This is a genomic window from Pseudomonas aegrilactucae (assembly GCF_019168305.1).
Taxonomy (GTDB): Bacteria; Pseudomonadota; Gammaproteobacteria; order Pseudomonadales; family Pseudomonadaceae; genus Aquipseudomonas; species Aquipseudomonas aegrilactucae.
Genome location: NZ_JAHTBI010000088.1, coordinates 1 through 13,837, shown reverse-complemented (window position 1 = coordinate 13,837; position 13,837 = coordinate 1). Strand labels below are relative to the sequence as shown.

Below are 13,837 nucleotides of genomic sequence, written 5' to 3'. Positions count from 1 at the left end.
GTCTGCTCCATCCGGGCAGGCAGCATTTCCCTCATCCAAGGGGAAATCCCTCTCTAAATCCCGATTTCAGCAGTGTGGTATTTCCTTAATGAAAGTCTTGAAAGGCCAGGACATCCTGGCGCTTGGTTTTATGACGTTCGCGTTATTCGTGGGCGCAGGCAACATCATTTTCCCGCCGATCGTCGGCCTGCAGTCCGGTCCGCACGTGTGGATGGCTGCGCTGGGCTTTCTGGTAACCGCGGTCGGCCTGCCGGTGATCACCGTGGTCGCACTGGCCAAGGTCGGTGGCGGCATGGACGCGCTGAGCAGCCCGATCGGTAAAGTCGCCGGTGGCCTGCTGGCCGCTGCCGCGTACCTCGCCGTAGGCCCGCTGTTCGCGACCCCGCGTACCGCCACGGTATCGTTCGAAGTGGGTGTTGCACCGCTGACGGGTGAGAGCCCGACCGCGCTGTTCATCTACAGCCTGGTGTACTTCACCGTGGTGCTGGCGGTGTCCATGTACCCCGGCAAGCTGCTCGACACCGTCGGCCGTTTCCTCGCACCGCTGAAGATCATCGCGCTGGCCGCGCTGGGCATCGCTGCATTCATGCTGCCCGCCGGCACCATGGGCGATGCGCAGCCCGAGTACGTGGCCGCACCGTTCTCGCAGGGCTTCATCAATGGTTACCTGACCATGGATACCCTGGGCGCGCTGGTGTTCGGCATCGTCATCGTCAATGCGATTCGCTCGCGTGGCGTCGACTCGCCACAGCTGATCACCCGCTACGCGATCATCGCCGGCCTGATTGCCGGTGTCGGCCTGGCGCTGGTGTACATCAGCCTGTTCCGCCTGGGGGCGGGCAGCCATGAGATCGCCGCCGGTGCCACCAACGGTGCAGCCGTACTGCACGCCTATGTGCAGCACACCTTCGGTTCGCTCGGCAGTGGCTTCCTGGCTGTGCTGATCGCGTTGGCCTGCCTGGTGACTGCGGTGGGCCTGACGTGCGCCTGCGCCGAGTATTTCAGCCAGGTACTGCCGCTGTCGTATCGCACGCTGGTGGTGATGCTGGCCGGCTTCTCGCTGCTGGTGTCGAACCTGGGCCTGACCAAGCTGATCGCGTTCTCGATTCCGGTGCTGACGGCCATCTACCCGCCGTGCATCGTGCTGGTGGCGCTGAGCTTCTGTGCCGGCCTGTGGCATTCGCAAAGCCGCATTCTGGCACCGGTGATGGCCGTGTCGCTGCTGTTCGGCGTGATCGACGCGCTCAAGGGTGCCAGCTTCGCTGGCTGGTTGCCTGAGTCGCTGGCCCACCTGCCGCTGAGCGAGCAGGGCCTGGCCTGGCTGGTGCCATCGGTGGCCATGCTGGTCGTGGCAGTGCTGTTCGATCGCATGCTCGGCAAACCGAGCGAAGCCATCGCCTGAGGCGTTGCCCAGGTGGGCGTGGGCCACAAGCCATGATCGCCAGCCCCGGCAGCCCTTGAAGAAAACCCCGCATCCTGACTGGATGCGGGGTTTTTTCGTTGTGGGGCGCCGCACGTGCCTTTTTTCCGCTGGCGGCGTCGAAAGGCGGTCGATGCACGATTGTGTGCCTTTTCCTCGGGAGCGCCATGAGCTTCATTCAGAACAACCTGATCAACCTGCTGGCAGCCTGCTGGTTCGTCGCGTGCTGGGGTGGCTACACCCGCTATGCGACCTGGAAAGGCCGCGATACCGCGTGCCTGGCCAGCGTGATGCACCTGTACCGCGAAGACTGGATGCGCCGCATGCTACTGCGTGACAACCGCATCGCCGACGCCAGCGTGATCGGCAACCTGGAGCGCAATGCGTCCTTCTTTGCCTCCAGTACCTTGATCATCCTGGCCGGTATCCTCACGGTACTGGGTGCCACCGACCGCGCACTTTCGCTGCTGGCCGACCTGCCATTGGTGCAGCAGGCATCCCAGGGCATGTCGGAGATCAAGTTGCTGTGCCTGGCGATGGTATTCGTGTACGCCTTTTTCACGTTCAGCTGGTGCATGCGCCAGTACAATTTTGCGGCCGTGCTGGTGGGTTCGGCGCCGATGATCGGCGAGCGCCAGGTCAGCGAGCAGGAGCGCAAGGCCTTCGCTCAGCGCGGGGCGCGGGTGATTTCGCTGGCAGCCAACCAGTTCAACTTCGGGCTGCGTGCCTATTACTTCGGCATGGCGTTGCTGAGCTGGTTCATCAGCCCGTGGTTGCTGATCCTGATGAGTACCGGCGTGGTGCTGGTGCTGTACCGCCGCGAATTTCACTCCGACGTGCTTGAGGTGATGGTCTATACCCCTACAGAGGCGCCATTGCCTGAGCCGAACAAGGAGCCGGTTGCATGAGCATCCCTTTCTGGTGTGTGTTTATCAGCGCATTGCTGATTTTCGTGGCGCGGGTGCCGGTGTCGCGCGCAATGAAGGAGCAGGGCGGTTACAACAATCACCAGCCGCGTAGTCAGCAGGCGCAGTTGACTGGGCTGGGCGCGCGTGCGGTGGCGGCGCACCAGAACAGTTTCGAGGCCTTCCTGTTGTTTGCCGTGGGTGTACTGATGGCCCATACCACGCAAACTCACGGCTTCCTTATCGATACCCTGGCGATCATCTTTGTCGTTGCGCGGATTATCTACTTGCCGCTGTATTGGTATGACCTGGCCTGGCAGCGCAGTCTGGCCTGGTCGATTGGACTGATCAGTTCATTGTTGTTGATGTTGAGTCCGACCTTTCGGCAACTAGTGGCGTGACATAAAAAAACCCGACCGAAGTCGGGTTTTTTATTGAAGCGCTTACTTATTTGGCAGGTTCTGCCGGAGTCGCTTCTGGCGCTGGCGTTACAGGAGCGGCCTGGTTGGCTTCTTCTGCACGCTTTTGTTCGGCTTCAGCACTGTCTTTGGCGGCTTCGGCGTTTTCTTTCGCAGCGTCATTCATCTTATCCTGAGCATCGTCCATTTTCTCCTGGGCTTGCTCAGCATGTTTCTGGGCGTCTTGGGCTTTGTCTTCGCTGGCTTTATCGCAGGCAGCGAGGCCCAGGGCGGCGGCAAGCATCACGGCAAAAGCAAAGGGTTTACGCATGGGGTGTTTCTCCTTGTGGAATAGGGTTACTTGAAATATCTGAGTTCAAGTAAGCCGCATTAGTTCCACGCCGTTTGCACATATATAAGTGTCGGATCCATATAGACTTTCCCTCGGGCTTATGCAGTACCTGAAGGGGTACGCGAGGAGCACTCGTCATGCAACAGTCACCCTTGAGGGCGCAGGCCGAACGCTTCCTGTCGGCGTTGCGTCATTGCCAGTTGTTGCAGATGCGCGTGGAGCAGGCCGATGGCGATGGCGTGACCCTGTGTTTGCCATACTCACCCTCCATCGTCGGCAACCCGTCGACCGGTGCGATCCATGGCGGAGCCATCACCACCCTGATGGACACCGCGCTGGGCATGGCCACGCTGTGCGTGCTGCCCAGCTTCGAGGTGTGTCCCACGCTGGACCTGCGCATCGACTACATGCACCCGGGGCTGGCCGACAAGCCGGTGTACGGCCATGCGCAGTGCTACCGGGTGACGCGCGACGTGATCTTCATTCGTGGCAGCGCCTACCAGGACGACCCTGGCCAGCCAATCGCGCAGGTGGTCGGTACCTACATGCGCCTGGGCAAGGACATCAAGGGCGGCCTGGGGGTGGCCACGCGCCTCCAGGGGCCAGGCCAATGATCCCGGCCGACGTCCATGCGCAATTGCGCTTGGCCCATGCCCGGGGCGACTACGCACCGCTGTTGCAGCTGATTCCCTATGCGGGTCTGATCGGCATAGAGTGCAGCCGTGACGGCGACGACCTGCTGTTTCGTCTGCCGGCCCGTGCCGAGAATATCGGCAACCCGTTGTTGCCGGCGATTCATGGTGGGGTGATCGCGGGCTTCATGGAACTGTCGGCGGCGCTCTACCTGCTGATTTTCAGCGAGAGCGCAACCATCCCCAGGATCATCGACTTCTCCATCGACTACCTGCGCGCCGGGCTCTACCGCGATACCTACGCGCGCTGCCAGTTGTGGCGTCAGGGGCGGCGCGTAACCAACGTCGCGATCACCGCCTGGCAGGCCGATCCAGCAGAGCCGATCGCCACCGCCCGGGCACATTTCAAAATCAAAGAACTGCCTGGGCCCTTGAAATAGGTCGGCCCGCCCCCATCTGCTGTTCATCCCGCCACGAAAGGCCGGACGCTGCACCGTGTGGTGCCGTCGGCCCGAGTGACTACTGCCATCAGATCGGAGTGTTGAAGACCATGAGTGTGGAAACTCAAAAAGAAACCCTGGGCTTCCAGACCGAGGTGAAGCAGCTGCTGCACCTCATGATCCATTCGCTGTATTCGAACAAGGAAATCTTCCTTCGCGAACTGATTTCCAACGCCTCCGACGCCGTGGACAAGCTGCGCTTCGAGGCCCTGGCCAAGCCGGAGCTGCTTGAAGGTGGCGCCGACCTGAAGATTCGTGTGAGCTTCGACAAGGCGGCCAACACCGTCACCCTCGAAGACAACGGCATCGGCATGAACCGCGATGACGTGATCACCCACCTGGGCACCATCGCCAAGTCCGGCACTGCCGACTTCATGAAGAACCTCACCGGCGACCAGAAGAAGGACTCGCACCTGATCGGTCAGTTCGGTGTGGGCTTCTACTCAGCCTTCATCGTCGCCGACAAGGTCGACGTGTACAGCCGTCGCGCCGGTACCCCGGCCGCCGAAGGCGTGCACTGGTCTTCCCAGGGCGAGGGCGAGTTCGAAGTTGCCACCGTGGAGAAGGCCGAGCGTGGTACGCGCATCGTGCTGCACCTGAAAAAGGGTGAAGACGAGTTTGCCGATGGCTGGCGCCTGCGCAACATCATCAAGAAGTACTCCGACCACATCGCCTTGCCGATCGAGCTGCCCAAGGAAGCCGAGGCTGGCGAAGGCGAAGAGAAGCCGGCTGTCGAATGGGAAACCGTCAACCGCGCCAGCGCGCTGTGGACCCGTCCGCGCACCGACATCAAGGACGAGGAATACCAGGAGTTCTACAAGCACATCGGTCACGACTTCGAAAACCCGCTGGCCTGGAGCCACAACAAGGTCGAAGGCAAGCTGGAGTACAGCTCGCTGCTGTTCGTGCCGGCCCGTGCACCGTTCGACCTGTACCAGCGTGAAGCGCCGCGCGGCCTGAAGCTGTACGTGCAGCGCGTGTTCGTGATGGACCAGGCCGAGTCGTTCCTGCCGCTGTACCTGCGCTTCATCAAGGGCGTGGTCGACTCCAATGACCTGTCGCTGAACGTCTCGCGGGAGATCCTGCAGAAAGACCCGATCATCGATTCGATGAAGTCGGCGCTCACCAAGCGCGTGCTGGACATGCTCGAGAAGCTGGCCAAGAACGAGCCTGAGCAGTACAAGGGCTTCTGGAAGAACTTCGGCCAGGTGCTCAAGGAAGGCCCGGCAGAAGACTTCGCCAACAAGGAGAAGATCGCCGGCCTGCTGCGCTTTGCCTCCACCAGCGACGACAGCGGCGAGCAGAGCGTGTCGCTGGCCGACTACCTGGCGCGCGCCAAGGAAGGTCAGGACAAGATCTACTTCCTCACCGGTGAATCCTACGCGCAGGTCAAGAACAGCCCGCACCTGGAGGTCTTCCGCAAGAAAGGCATCGAAGTGCTGCTGCTGACCGACCGTATCGACGAGTGGCTGATGAGCTACCTGAGCGACTTCGACGGCAAGGGCTTCGTCGACGTTGCCCGCGGCGACCTGGACCTGGGCAAGCTGGACTCCGACGAGGACAAGAAGGCCCAGGAAGAAGTGGCCAAGGACAAGGAAGGCCTGGTCGAGCGTCTGAAGGCTGCGCTGGGTGACACGGTCAGCGAAGTGCGTGTGTCGCACCGCCTGACCGATTCGCCGGCGATCCTGGCCATCGGTGAGCAGGACATGGGCCTGCAGATGCGCCAGATCCTCGAGGCCAGCGGCCAGAAGGTGCCGGACTCCAAGCCGATCTTCGAATTCAACCCTGGCCACCCGCTGATCGAGAAGCTGGACAACGAGCAGAGCGAAGACCGTTTCGCCGACTTCTCGCACATCCTCTTCGACCAGGCGGCGCTGGCGGCGGGCGACAGCCTCAAGGATCCGGCGGCGTATGTGCGCCGGCTGAACAAGCTGCTGGTCGAGCTGTCGGCTTAAGCAGTTGCAGGAAAGCCCGCTTCGGCGGGCTTTTTTCATTGTGCAAGGAGGGGTTCATGAGCAACGTCACAATCGAGTCGCTGGTGTATCACATCGCGGGCAAGCCGTTTGAAAGCCGCCTGGTGTACACCCACGGCGCCAAGGAGCAGCCGGGCCTGGTGATGGCGCCGAACTGGATGGGCATCGGCGAAGGGGCCGAGCGTATCGCCAAGGCGGTCGCGGCGCAGGGCTATGTCGTGCTGATTGCCGACCTGTATGGTCAGTCGGTGCGTCCGGACAACGCCGACCAGGCGGGGGCCGCGATGATGCCGCTGAAAAATGACCGTGCCGAACTGCGCAAGCGCATGCAGGCGGCGCTGGATCAACTGCTGGGGCAGTCCCGTGCGGTGCTGACCCCTGGCAAGCTGGCCGCGTTCGGCTTCTGCTTTGGCGGCTGCTGTGCGCTGGAGCTGGCCCGCCATGGTGCGCCGCTCGATGCGGTGGTGTCCTTCCATGGCACGCTGGATACGCCGAACGTGGCGGATGCCCGCAAGATCAAGGGTTCGGTGCTGGTGTTGCATGGCGCGGACGATCCGCTGGTGCCGCGCGAGCAGCTGCCGGCGTTCGAGGCGGAGATGAATGCGGCCAGGGTCGATTGGCAATTGATCAGCTACGGTGGCGCGGTGCATTCATTCACCGACCCGGCGGCAAACGTACCAGGCAAGATGAAGTACGACGCCAGGACGTCCAAGCGGGCGTACCAGGCGATGCACAACCTGCTTCAGGAAGTGTTCCAGGCCTGAGGGGCCGGCAGGCTCCTGCAGGTACGGTGGCGCTCTCAAAGACGGCGCCATCCCTGTGGGAGCTGGCTTGCCAGCGAACGACCGCGTAGCGGTCGCAGCAAGCTCAGGGCAACTCGATCCGTCCGATCTCACCCGGCACCACCGGCCAGTCTCCGGCTGCCCAGCGTGCCCGCGCCTGCTCGATCAGCGCCGGGTCACTGGCCACGAAATTCCAGTTCATCCGCCGCGGCCCATCCAGCGCTGCACCCCCGATCACCACCAGGTGGCAGTCGCTGTCGGCATACAGGCTCATCGCTTCGCCTGCGGGCAGCACCACCAGGCTGCACGGTTCCAGCGCCTCATCGTTCAGGCTCGCCTCACCGTCAATCACATAGATGGCACGCTCTGCATGCTCATCTGCAATCAGCAGGGTGGTCGCGGCCTGCATGTGCACTTCGGCATACAGGGTCGGCGACAGCACCGGTACCGGTGAGGTGAGGCAGAACCCGCTGCCGGCGATCATGCGGATGCGCACGCCCATCGCCTCGCTGCAGGGCAGGCTGCTTGCCGGGTGATGGCTGTAATGCCCCGGCCCCTGTTCATGCGCCTTGGGCGAGGCCAGCCACACCTGCAGCCCATGCAGGCGCTTGGGCTGTGCCAGCACGTCTGCCGGGGTGCGTTCCACGTGCGCCACCGCGCTGCCGGCGGTCATCCAGCTGACCTCGCCGGGCTTGACCCGCTGGTCCGAGCCCAGGCTGTCCCTGTGCTGCAGTTCGCCCTCGAACAGGTAGGTGAGGGTGGACAGGCCGATATGCGGATGCTGGCGGATGTCCATGCCATGCCCCGGCGCATAGTCGGTCTCAAGCATATGGTCGAAGAACACGAACGGCCCGACGCTGCGGCACTTGGCCGACGGCAGCGGGCGCAGGATGGGCTGGCCTTCGACGGCCTCGGCACGCGGGCGGATCACCAGGGGAGGGTTCATCACAGGCTCCAGGCCAGAGGGGAATGACGCGAAGCATAACCCGCCTGCCGCCAGGGCTGAACCGTTGCGCTCGGCGGTGGGTCTATCCTGTCTGACGTCTACAAGGGGAATGCGATGGTTGCCAGAAGGCTGGGATGGCTGTTGTTGTCAGGGATGCTGGTGGGTACGGCCCAGGCGCGGGAGTATCGCTACAGCGACGCGCACCTGCATTACGTCGATTTCTTCCAGGAAAGTGCCGGCATGGACGAGCTGCTCAAGGCCATGGACGCGGCACGCATCGACCAGTCGATGATTTCCGGGGTCTCGGTGGCCAAGAAATGGCATGAGGACGAGCCCAAACGGCCGCGCTACTACGCCGGTGACGATGCCGATGCCTATTGGTACAGCGCCACCGATATCTACGTGGCGGCGGCCTTGCAGAAATTGCCTGAGGCTCAGCGTCGTCGTTTTCATCCGTTTCTGACCGGCTTCAACCCGGTGGACAAGAACGCGGCCACCCATATCGAGCGCATGCTCGAACTCTACCCTGGCCTGTGGCAGGGCATCGGCGAGGTGTTCACCCGTCACGACGACCTTACGGCGCTGACCAGCGGCGACACCCCGCGGGCCAACAACGAAGCGCTCACCCTCATCTATCACCTGGCGGCCGAACACGACATGCCGGTGCTGATTCATTCCAACATCACCTCCAAGCGCGAGCGCAACCCGCTGTACCTGGCCGAAATCGAAGAGCCGCTGCGCAACCACCCGCACACCCGCTTCATCTGGGCGCATGCCGGCACCAGCATGGAGATCCATCGGCACCAGACCCTGCTGGATTTCCTGCTGCCGACCCTGACGCGCATGCTCGACGCCTATCCGAACCTGTACATCGACCTGTCCTGGAGCGTGCTGCAGCCTTACCTGCTGGATGAAAAGGGGGTGCCGAGGGCCGAGTGGCTAGCCCTGGTGCAACGCTTTCCAGAGCGCTTCATGCTCGGCTCGGACGTGGTAGGGCGGTTCAACAGCCTGGGCGAACAACTGCACAGCTTCGATCCGTTCCTCGACGCCTTGCCGGCCGAGGTGGCGCAGAAGGTGGCCAGGGACAACTTCCTGGCGATACTGCCCAGGTCACGCTGATGAGTCACGTTGATGTCATCAACCTGTCATGCAAGCTGCCTAGCCTGCCGCCATCAACCCAGAGGGAGAGCGGTATGTTGAAGAGTCGTTTGGGCGCCGTGGCTGCGCTGATGCTGGTGAGCGCGGTGGCTGGCGCCGAGGTGCGCGTGCAGGGGCCGGTGGAGTACGGCGTGTTCGAAACCCGTCACCAGGATTTCAAGCCTGGTGAGCGCGTGCTGGCGCAAACCAACCAGACCATCACCCACACCGATCAGGTACCGGCCCGGCTGGGCAGCAAGTTCGGCCTGCGCTACCGCCTGGAGGGCAAGGTGGCTGAAGACACGCCATTGACGCTGCTGTACCTGACCCCGGGCGTGGTCACGCCCGACGGCAAGCGCCATGACAAGTTCGAAGTGGTGCAGAAACTGGTGCCCGGTGCGCCGCAGGATGTGATGGCCTATGAGTTCACCGAAAACCACGAGGTGGTCAAGGGCCAATGGCACTTCATGGTGTTCCAGGGCGACCGTCTGCTGGCCGAGCAGCGTTTCAGCGTTCAATAACGGCTGAGGGGCAGGGCCTCGCAATCACCGGGCGCTTTGATATCACCTTTTCGTCTTACGCAAAAATCTCAAGGGCCGATACCTTCTATTAAGCACGTCAGCTGCATGACCGATGCAGCGCTTTTGGAAGGAACCGGAAGATGAGTCTGAGACGTTTGAACATTGCGCCACGGGCCGGCCTGGGATTTGGCCTGGTGGCGTTGCTGGTGTTTGCATTGGGGGTGTTCTCGCTGATGCAGATGACCAGCATGCGCCAGCAGTCCGAGCAGGTGGACAGCAACTGGCTGCCCAGTGTGATTTCGGTGGGGCAGATCAGCCAGGACATGTTCCGCGTGCGCGCGCTGACCCTGCGCCTGCTGCTCAACAGCGACAGCGTGGCCCAGCAGCAGAACAGCGCGCGTATCGACGAGATCAAGACCGCCCTGGGCGAGGCCCAGCAAGCCTACCAGGCGCTGATCGTACTGCCTGAGGAGCAGGCATTGTTCGACCGCTACCTCAAGCTCGAGCAGCAGTACCTCGCCTACCAGGCGCAGGTCACGCAGCTGGCGCTGCAAGGCCAGCTCGACGCGGCAACCACCCTGGTGAACGGTGAAATGAACCAGCTGGCCGACCAGTTGACCGCTGCCCTCAACGAACTCATCGCCCTCAACAACCAGCACGCCAATACCGCCACCGACCTTGCCGAGGCGGTGTACAGCCGTGCGCGGGTGTGGGTGGTCGCCTTGCTGGGGGCGGCGCTGGTGCTGACCGTGGTGCTGGCCTTGACCCTGACCCGCAGCATTGTGCGCCCGCTGGCGCAATCGCTGCGGGTGGCCGAGGTGGTCGCCACCGGCGACCTTACGCCGCAGATCAGCGTGCAGGGCAGTGACGAGCCGGCGCGCCTGCAGGCGGCCTTGAAGCAGATGCAGCAGAGCCTGCGCGACACCATCGGGCGCATTTCCGACTCCTCCAATCAGTTGGCATCGGCCTCGGAGGAGCTCAGTGCGGTGACCGAAGACGCTACCCGTGGCCTGCATCAGCAAACCCAGGAGATCGAGCAGGCTGCCACGGCGGTCAACCAGATGACTGCCGCGGTGGAGGAGGTGGCGAGCAACGCGGTGGCTACCTCCGAGGCGTCACGCGAATCGGACCGCATTGCGCGCCAGGGGCGTGAGCAGGTGCGCCAGACCGTGGCCTCGATCGAGGCGCTGGCCAGCGGTGTCACCGCCAATGCCGAGCAGGTCGGGCAACTGGCGCAGCAGGTGCATGGCATCACCAAGGTGCTGGATGTGATCGGGGCGATCGCCGAGCAGACCAATTTGCTGGCGTTGAACGCGGCCATCGAGGCGGCGCGTGCCGGGGATGCCGGGCGCGGCTTTGCGGTGGTGGCCGATGAGGTGCGGGCGCTGGCCCACCGTACTCAGCAGTCCACGCGGGAAATCGAGCAGATGATCGGCGGCATTCAGCACGGTTCCGACCGGGCGGTGGAGGGCATGCAACAGACCAACCAGCGTGCCCAGGGCACCCTTGAGGGCGCCCATGCGGCCGGTGAGGCGCTGGAAGAGATCGCCCGCGCCATCAGCCTGATCAACGAGCGCAACCTGGTGATCGCCAGCGCCTCGGAGCAGCAGGCGCAGGTGGCGCGGGAGGTGGACCGCAACCTGACCAATATTCGCGACCTGGCGTTGCAGAGTTCGGCGGGGGCCAACCAGACCAGTGCGGCGAGCCAGGCGCTGTCGCAGCTGGCGGTCGAGCTCAATACACTGGTGGGCAGGTTTTCGGTGTAAGGCTGGATGTTGGGTTGCGCCCTTCGCGGGCTTGCCAGCGAAGAGGCCCGAAAGCCGCAAACAAAAACGCCCCGAACCAGTCGGGGCGTTTTCACCGCAAGGGACTAGCCCCGGCTTACTTGCCTGCCCAGCGCTTGAGCACCAGGGTGGCATTGGTGCCGCCGAAACCGAAGCTGTTGCTCATCACGGTATCGATCTTGGCGTTCTCGCGGGTTTCACGCAGCACCGGCAGGTCGGCGACTGCCGGGTCCAGCTCGTCGATGTTGGCGGAGCCGGCAATGAAGTTGCCTTCCATCATCAGCATGCAGTAGATCGCCTCGTGAACACCTGCAGCGCCCAGCGAGTGACCCGACAGGCTCTTGGTCGAGCTGATGGCCGGGGCCTTGTCGCCAAACACTTCACGCACGCCTTTCATTTCCGCAACGTCACCTACCGGGGTCGAGGTGCCGTGGGTATTGAGGTAGTCGATCGGGGTGTCGACAGTGGACAGCGCCTGCTGCATGCAGCGGATCGCGCCTTCGCCGCTCGGGGCAACCATGTCGTAGCCATCGGAGGTGGCGCCGTAACCGACGATTTCGGCGTAGATCTTCGCACCGCGGGCCAGCGCGTGCTCCAGCTCCTCGACCACCACCATGCCGCCACCGCCAGCGATGACGAAACCGTCACGGTCGGCATCGTAGGCGCGCGAGGCTTGTTCCGGGGTGTCGTTGCGCTTGCTGGACAGGGCGCCCATGGCGTCGAACAGGAACGACTGGCTCCAGTGCTCCTCTTCACCGCCGCCGGCGAACACGATGTCCTGCTTGCCCATCTGGATCTGTTCCATCGCGGTACCGATGCAGTGTGCGCTGGTGGCGCACGCCGAGGCGATGGAGTAGTTCAGGCCCTTGATCTTGAACGGAGTGGCCAGGCACGCCGACACGGTGCTGCTCATGGTCCGCGTGACGCGGTACGGGCCAACACGCTTGACGCCTTTCTCGCGCAGGATGTCCAGCGCTTCCATCTGGTTCAGGGTGGACGCGCCGCCGGAGCCGGCGATCAGGCCGGTACGCGGGTTGGACACCTGCTCTTCGGTCAGGCCCGAGTCCTTGATCGCGTCCTGCATCGCCAGGTAGGCGTACGCAGCGGCATGACCAACAAAGCGGAAGACCTTGCGGTCGATCAGCTCTTCGAGGTTCAGGTCGATGGAACCGGAAACCTGGCTGCGCAGCCCCATTTCCTTGTAGTCCGGGTTGAAACGGATGCCCGGACGGCTTTTACGCAGGTTTTCGGAGACGGTCTCTTTGTCATTGCCCAGGCACGATACGATGCCCAGACCTGTGATTACGACGCGGCGCATGCGAATAACCCTTAGAAATTTTCAGTGGAGGTAAATACACCGACCCGAAGGCCTTCGGCGGTGTAGATCTCGCGGCCGTCGACGCTGACCGAGCCATCGGCGATGGCCATGTTCAGCTTGCCTTTCAGGACGCGCTTGATATGGATGTTATAGGTGACCTTCTTGGCGGTCGGCAGGACCTGACCGAAGAATTTCACCTCGCCCGAACCCAGGGCGCGGCCACGGCCTGGCAGACCCTGCCAGCCCAGGAAGAAGCCGACCAGTTGCCACATGGCATCCAGGCCCAGGCAGCCTGGCATCACCGGGTCGCCCTCGAAGTGGCAGGCGAAGAACCACAGCTCTGGAGTGATATCCAGCTCGGCGACCAATTCACCCTTGCCGTACTTGCCACCCTCTTCACTGATATGCGTGATGCGATCCACCATCAGCATGTTCGGGGCGGGCAGTTGCGCGTTACCTGGGCCGAACAGCTCACCGCGACTGCAGCGCAGCAGGTCTTCCCGGGTAAAGGCGTTTTGTTTGGTCATGCGAGCTCCTCAATAGTCACCGTGCGGCACGGGGTAGATCTTCCCGACCGACCCAAAAGCCTCAGGCTTGGGGCGGCAGCCTACACATAGACTATTGCGTTGTAGTGAAAGTCACAGCACAGCGAACGAAGATGTACACTTGTGCACTGAAAATTTTATGACAAGCCCGACAAGGGCCCGGTTCAGTCTGTAAGACTGCCGCACTTTAGCATTTATCGCCAGTCACAGATGCCTCGGCGGGCAGCCATCGTTGCAGAATCTGCTGCAGGTCGGTGCGTTTGAACGGCTTGCTCAGGTAGTCGTTCATGCCGGCGCTCAGGCAGTGCTCCCGATCCCCCTGCAACGCATTGGCGGTCAGGGCGATGATCGGGATGTGCGCGGCATGGGGGATCTGGCGGATACGCCGGGTGGCTTCGTAGCCGTCGATGATCGGCAAGCGGCAATCCATCAGGATGGCGGCCAAGCGTTCGGCACTGGCCAGCGCCACCGCCTGGGCGCCGTCGGCGGCGACATGCACCTCGAACCCCAGGCTGCGCAACATGGCCTGGGTGACCGCCTGGTTCACCGGATTGTCCTCCACCAGCAGCACGCGCCGGCCCTGGCCGGCGCTGGCGCCGGGCGGGGCGGCGGGCAGGGCGCTGG

The 13,837-nt window shown here is 63.1% G+C and carries 15 protein-coding genes and 1 pseudogene; 11 read left to right on the top strand and 5 right to left on the bottom strand.

Going from position 1 to position 13,837, the window contains the following annotated elements:
* Window positions 1–88 precede the first annotated feature (88 nt).
* The 3 genes from brnQ (at window position 89) to KUO17_RS21910 (ending at window position 2,726) form a co-directional block, all read left to right on the top strand.
* Window positions 89–1,402, top strand: a complete 1,314-nt coding sequence (gene brnQ, locus KUO17_RS21920; RefSeq protein WP_217977650.1) for a branched-chain amino acid transport system II carrier protein — start codon at window positions 89–91, stop codon at window positions 1,400–1,402.
* A 185-nt stretch (window positions 1,403–1,587) separates the two neighbouring features.
* On the top strand, window positions 1,588–2,328 hold the full coding sequence (locus KUO17_RS21915; protein WP_217977649.1) for a DUF599 domain-containing protein: 741 nt from the start codon (window positions 1,588–1,590) through the stop codon (window positions 2,326–2,328).
* Entirely contained in the window at window positions 2,325–2,726 is a 402-nt protein-coding gene (locus KUO17_RS21910) for an MAPEG family protein (RefSeq protein ID WP_217977648.1), read from the top strand. The genes KUO17_RS21915 and KUO17_RS21910 overlap by 4 nt, the downstream gene beginning before the upstream one ends.
* A gap of 46 nt (window positions 2,727–2,772) precedes the next feature.
* On the opposite strand, the gene KUO17_RS21905 is transcribed toward KUO17_RS21910, so the two are convergent.
* Complete coding sequence (locus tag KUO17_RS21905; protein WP_217977647.1) at window positions 2,773–3,054, bottom strand: hypothetical protein; 282 nt, start codon at window positions 3,052–3,054, stop codon at window positions 2,773–2,775.
* A 158-nt stretch (window positions 3,055–3,212) separates the two neighbouring features.
* Between KUO17_RS21905 and KUO17_RS21900 the strand changes: the two genes are divergently transcribed.
* The 4 genes from KUO17_RS21900 (at window position 3,213) to KUO17_RS21885 (ending at window position 6,944) form a co-directional block, all read left to right on the top strand.
* On the top strand, window positions 3,213–3,689 hold the full coding sequence (locus KUO17_RS21900) for a PaaI family thioesterase (RefSeq protein ID WP_217977645.1): 477 nt from the start codon (window positions 3,213–3,215) through the stop codon (window positions 3,687–3,689).
* Complete coding sequence (locus KUO17_RS21895) at window positions 3,686–4,147, top strand: PaaI family thioesterase (protein WP_217977644.1); 462 nt, start codon at window positions 3,686–3,688, stop codon at window positions 4,145–4,147. The genes KUO17_RS21900 and KUO17_RS21895 overlap by 4 nt, the downstream gene beginning before the upstream one ends.
* A gap of 110 nt (window positions 4,148–4,257) precedes the next feature.
* Window positions 4,258–6,162 (top strand): molecular chaperone HtpG, encoded by a 1,905-nt coding sequence (gene htpG / locus KUO17_RS21890; RefSeq protein ID WP_217977643.1) that lies wholly within the window; start codon window positions 4,258–4,260, stop codon window positions 6,160–6,162.
* 56 nt (window positions 6,163–6,218) lie between these two features.
* Window positions 6,219–6,944: a dienelactone hydrolase family protein gene (locus KUO17_RS21885; protein ID WP_217977642.1), complete on the top strand. Its 726-nt coding sequence runs from the start codon at window positions 6,219–6,221 to the stop codon at window positions 6,942–6,944.
* Between the two features lie 103 nt (window positions 6,945–7,047).
* Here KUO17_RS21885 and KUO17_RS21880 read toward each other — a convergent pair whose 3' ends face one another.
* Window positions 7,048–7,908 carry a pirin family protein gene (locus tag KUO17_RS21880; protein ID WP_217977641.1) on the bottom strand — a complete coding sequence of 287 codons (861 nt, stop codon included), beginning with the start codon at window positions 7,906–7,908 and terminating at the stop codon, window positions 7,048–7,050.
* A gap of 114 nt (window positions 7,909–8,022) precedes the next feature.
* Here KUO17_RS21880 and KUO17_RS21875 point away from each other — a divergent pair, with 114 nt between their 5' ends.
* The 4 genes and pseudogenes from KUO17_RS21875 (at window position 8,023) to KUO17_RS21865 (ending at window position 11,332) form a co-directional block, all read left to right on the top strand.
* Window positions 8,023–9,027: an amidohydrolase family protein gene (locus KUO17_RS21875; protein WP_217977640.1), complete on the top strand. Its 1,005-nt coding sequence runs from the start codon at window positions 8,023–8,025 to the stop codon at window positions 9,025–9,027.
* 74 nt (window positions 9,028–9,101) lie between these two features.
* Window positions 9,102–9,566 carry a DUF3859 domain-containing protein gene (locus tag KUO17_RS21870; RefSeq protein WP_217977638.1) on the top strand — a complete coding sequence of 155 codons (465 nt, stop codon included), beginning with the start codon at window positions 9,102–9,104 and terminating at the stop codon, window positions 9,564–9,566.
* A gap of 140 nt (window positions 9,567–9,706) precedes the next feature.
* Window positions 9,707–10,201 (top strand): annotated as a pseudogene (locus KUO17_RS27325) (MCP four helix bundle domain-containing protein); the annotation flags it as partial.
* Window positions 10,202–10,255: 54 nt separating this feature from the next.
* Window positions 10,256–11,332: a methyl-accepting chemotaxis protein gene (locus tag KUO17_RS21865; protein ID WP_425274889.1), complete on the top strand. Its 1,077-nt coding sequence runs from the start codon at window positions 10,256–10,258 to the stop codon at window positions 11,330–11,332.
* A 115-nt stretch (window positions 11,333–11,447) separates the two neighbouring features.
* Here KUO17_RS21865 and fabB read toward each other — a convergent pair whose 3' ends face one another.
* The 3 genes from fabB to KUO17_RS21850 all read right to left on the bottom strand — a co-directional run.
* Window positions 11,448–12,668: a beta-ketoacyl-ACP synthase I gene (fabB, locus tag KUO17_RS21860; RefSeq protein ID WP_217977636.1), complete on the bottom strand. Its 1,221-nt coding sequence runs from the start codon at window positions 12,666–12,668 to the stop codon at window positions 11,448–11,450.
* 11 nt (window positions 12,669–12,679) lie between these two features.
* Window positions 12,680–13,195 (bottom strand): 3-hydroxyacyl-[acyl-carrier-protein] dehydratase FabA, encoded by a 516-nt coding sequence (fabA, locus tag KUO17_RS21855; protein WP_217977635.1) that lies wholly within the window; start codon window positions 13,193–13,195, stop codon window positions 12,680–12,682.
* 205 nt (window positions 13,196–13,400) lie between these two features.
* Window positions 13,401–13,837, bottom strand: a 437-nt coding sequence (locus KUO17_RS21850; protein WP_217977633.1) for a response regulator, incomplete at its 5' end; no start/stop codon positions are given.

Excerpts from the sequence above, each read along its gene's own strand:
- brnQ (WP_217977650.1), top strand. The coding sequence starts at position 89 with ATGAAAGTCTTGAAAGGCCAGGACATCCTGGCGCTTGGTTTTATGACG.
- KUO17_RS21915 (WP_217977649.1), top strand. The coding sequence starts at position 1,588 with ATGAGCTTCATTCAGAACAACCTGATCAACCTGCTGGCAGCCTGCTGG.
- KUO17_RS21910 (WP_217977648.1), top strand. The coding sequence starts at position 2,325 with ATGAGCATCCCTTTCTGGTGTGTGTTTATCAGCGCATTGCTGATTTTC.
- KUO17_RS21905 (WP_217977647.1), bottom strand. The coding sequence starts at position 3,054 with ATGCGTAAACCCTTTGCTTTTGCCGTGATGCTTGCCGCCGCCCTGGGC.
- KUO17_RS21900 (WP_217977645.1), top strand. The coding sequence starts at position 3,213 with ATGCAACAGTCACCCTTGAGGGCGCAGGCCGAACGCTTCCTGTCGGCG.
- KUO17_RS21895 (WP_217977644.1), top strand. The coding sequence starts at position 3,686 with ATGATCCCGGCCGACGTCCATGCGCAATTGCGCTTGGCCCATGCCCGG.
- htpG (WP_217977643.1), top strand. The coding sequence starts at position 4,258 with ATGAGTGTGGAAACTCAAAAAGAAACCCTGGGCTTCCAGACCGAGGTG.
- KUO17_RS21885 (WP_217977642.1), top strand. The coding sequence starts at position 6,219 with ATGAGCAACGTCACAATCGAGTCGCTGGTGTATCACATCGCGGGCAAG.
- KUO17_RS21880 (WP_217977641.1), bottom strand. The coding sequence starts at position 7,908 with ATGAACCCTCCCCTGGTGATCCGCCCGCGTGCCGAGGCCGTCGAAGGC.
- KUO17_RS21875 (WP_217977640.1), top strand. The coding sequence starts at position 8,023 with ATGGTTGCCAGAAGGCTGGGATGGCTGTTGTTGTCAGGGATGCTGGTG.
- KUO17_RS21870 (WP_217977638.1), top strand. The coding sequence starts at position 9,102 with ATGTTGAAGAGTCGTTTGGGCGCCGTGGCTGCGCTGATGCTGGTGAGC.
- fabB (WP_217977636.1), bottom strand. The coding sequence starts at position 12,668 with ATGCGCCGCGTCGTAATCACAGGTCTGGGCATCGTATCGTGCCTGGGC.
- fabA (WP_217977635.1), bottom strand. The coding sequence starts at position 13,195 with ATGACCAAACAAAACGCCTTTACCCGGGAAGACCTGCTGCGCTGCAGT.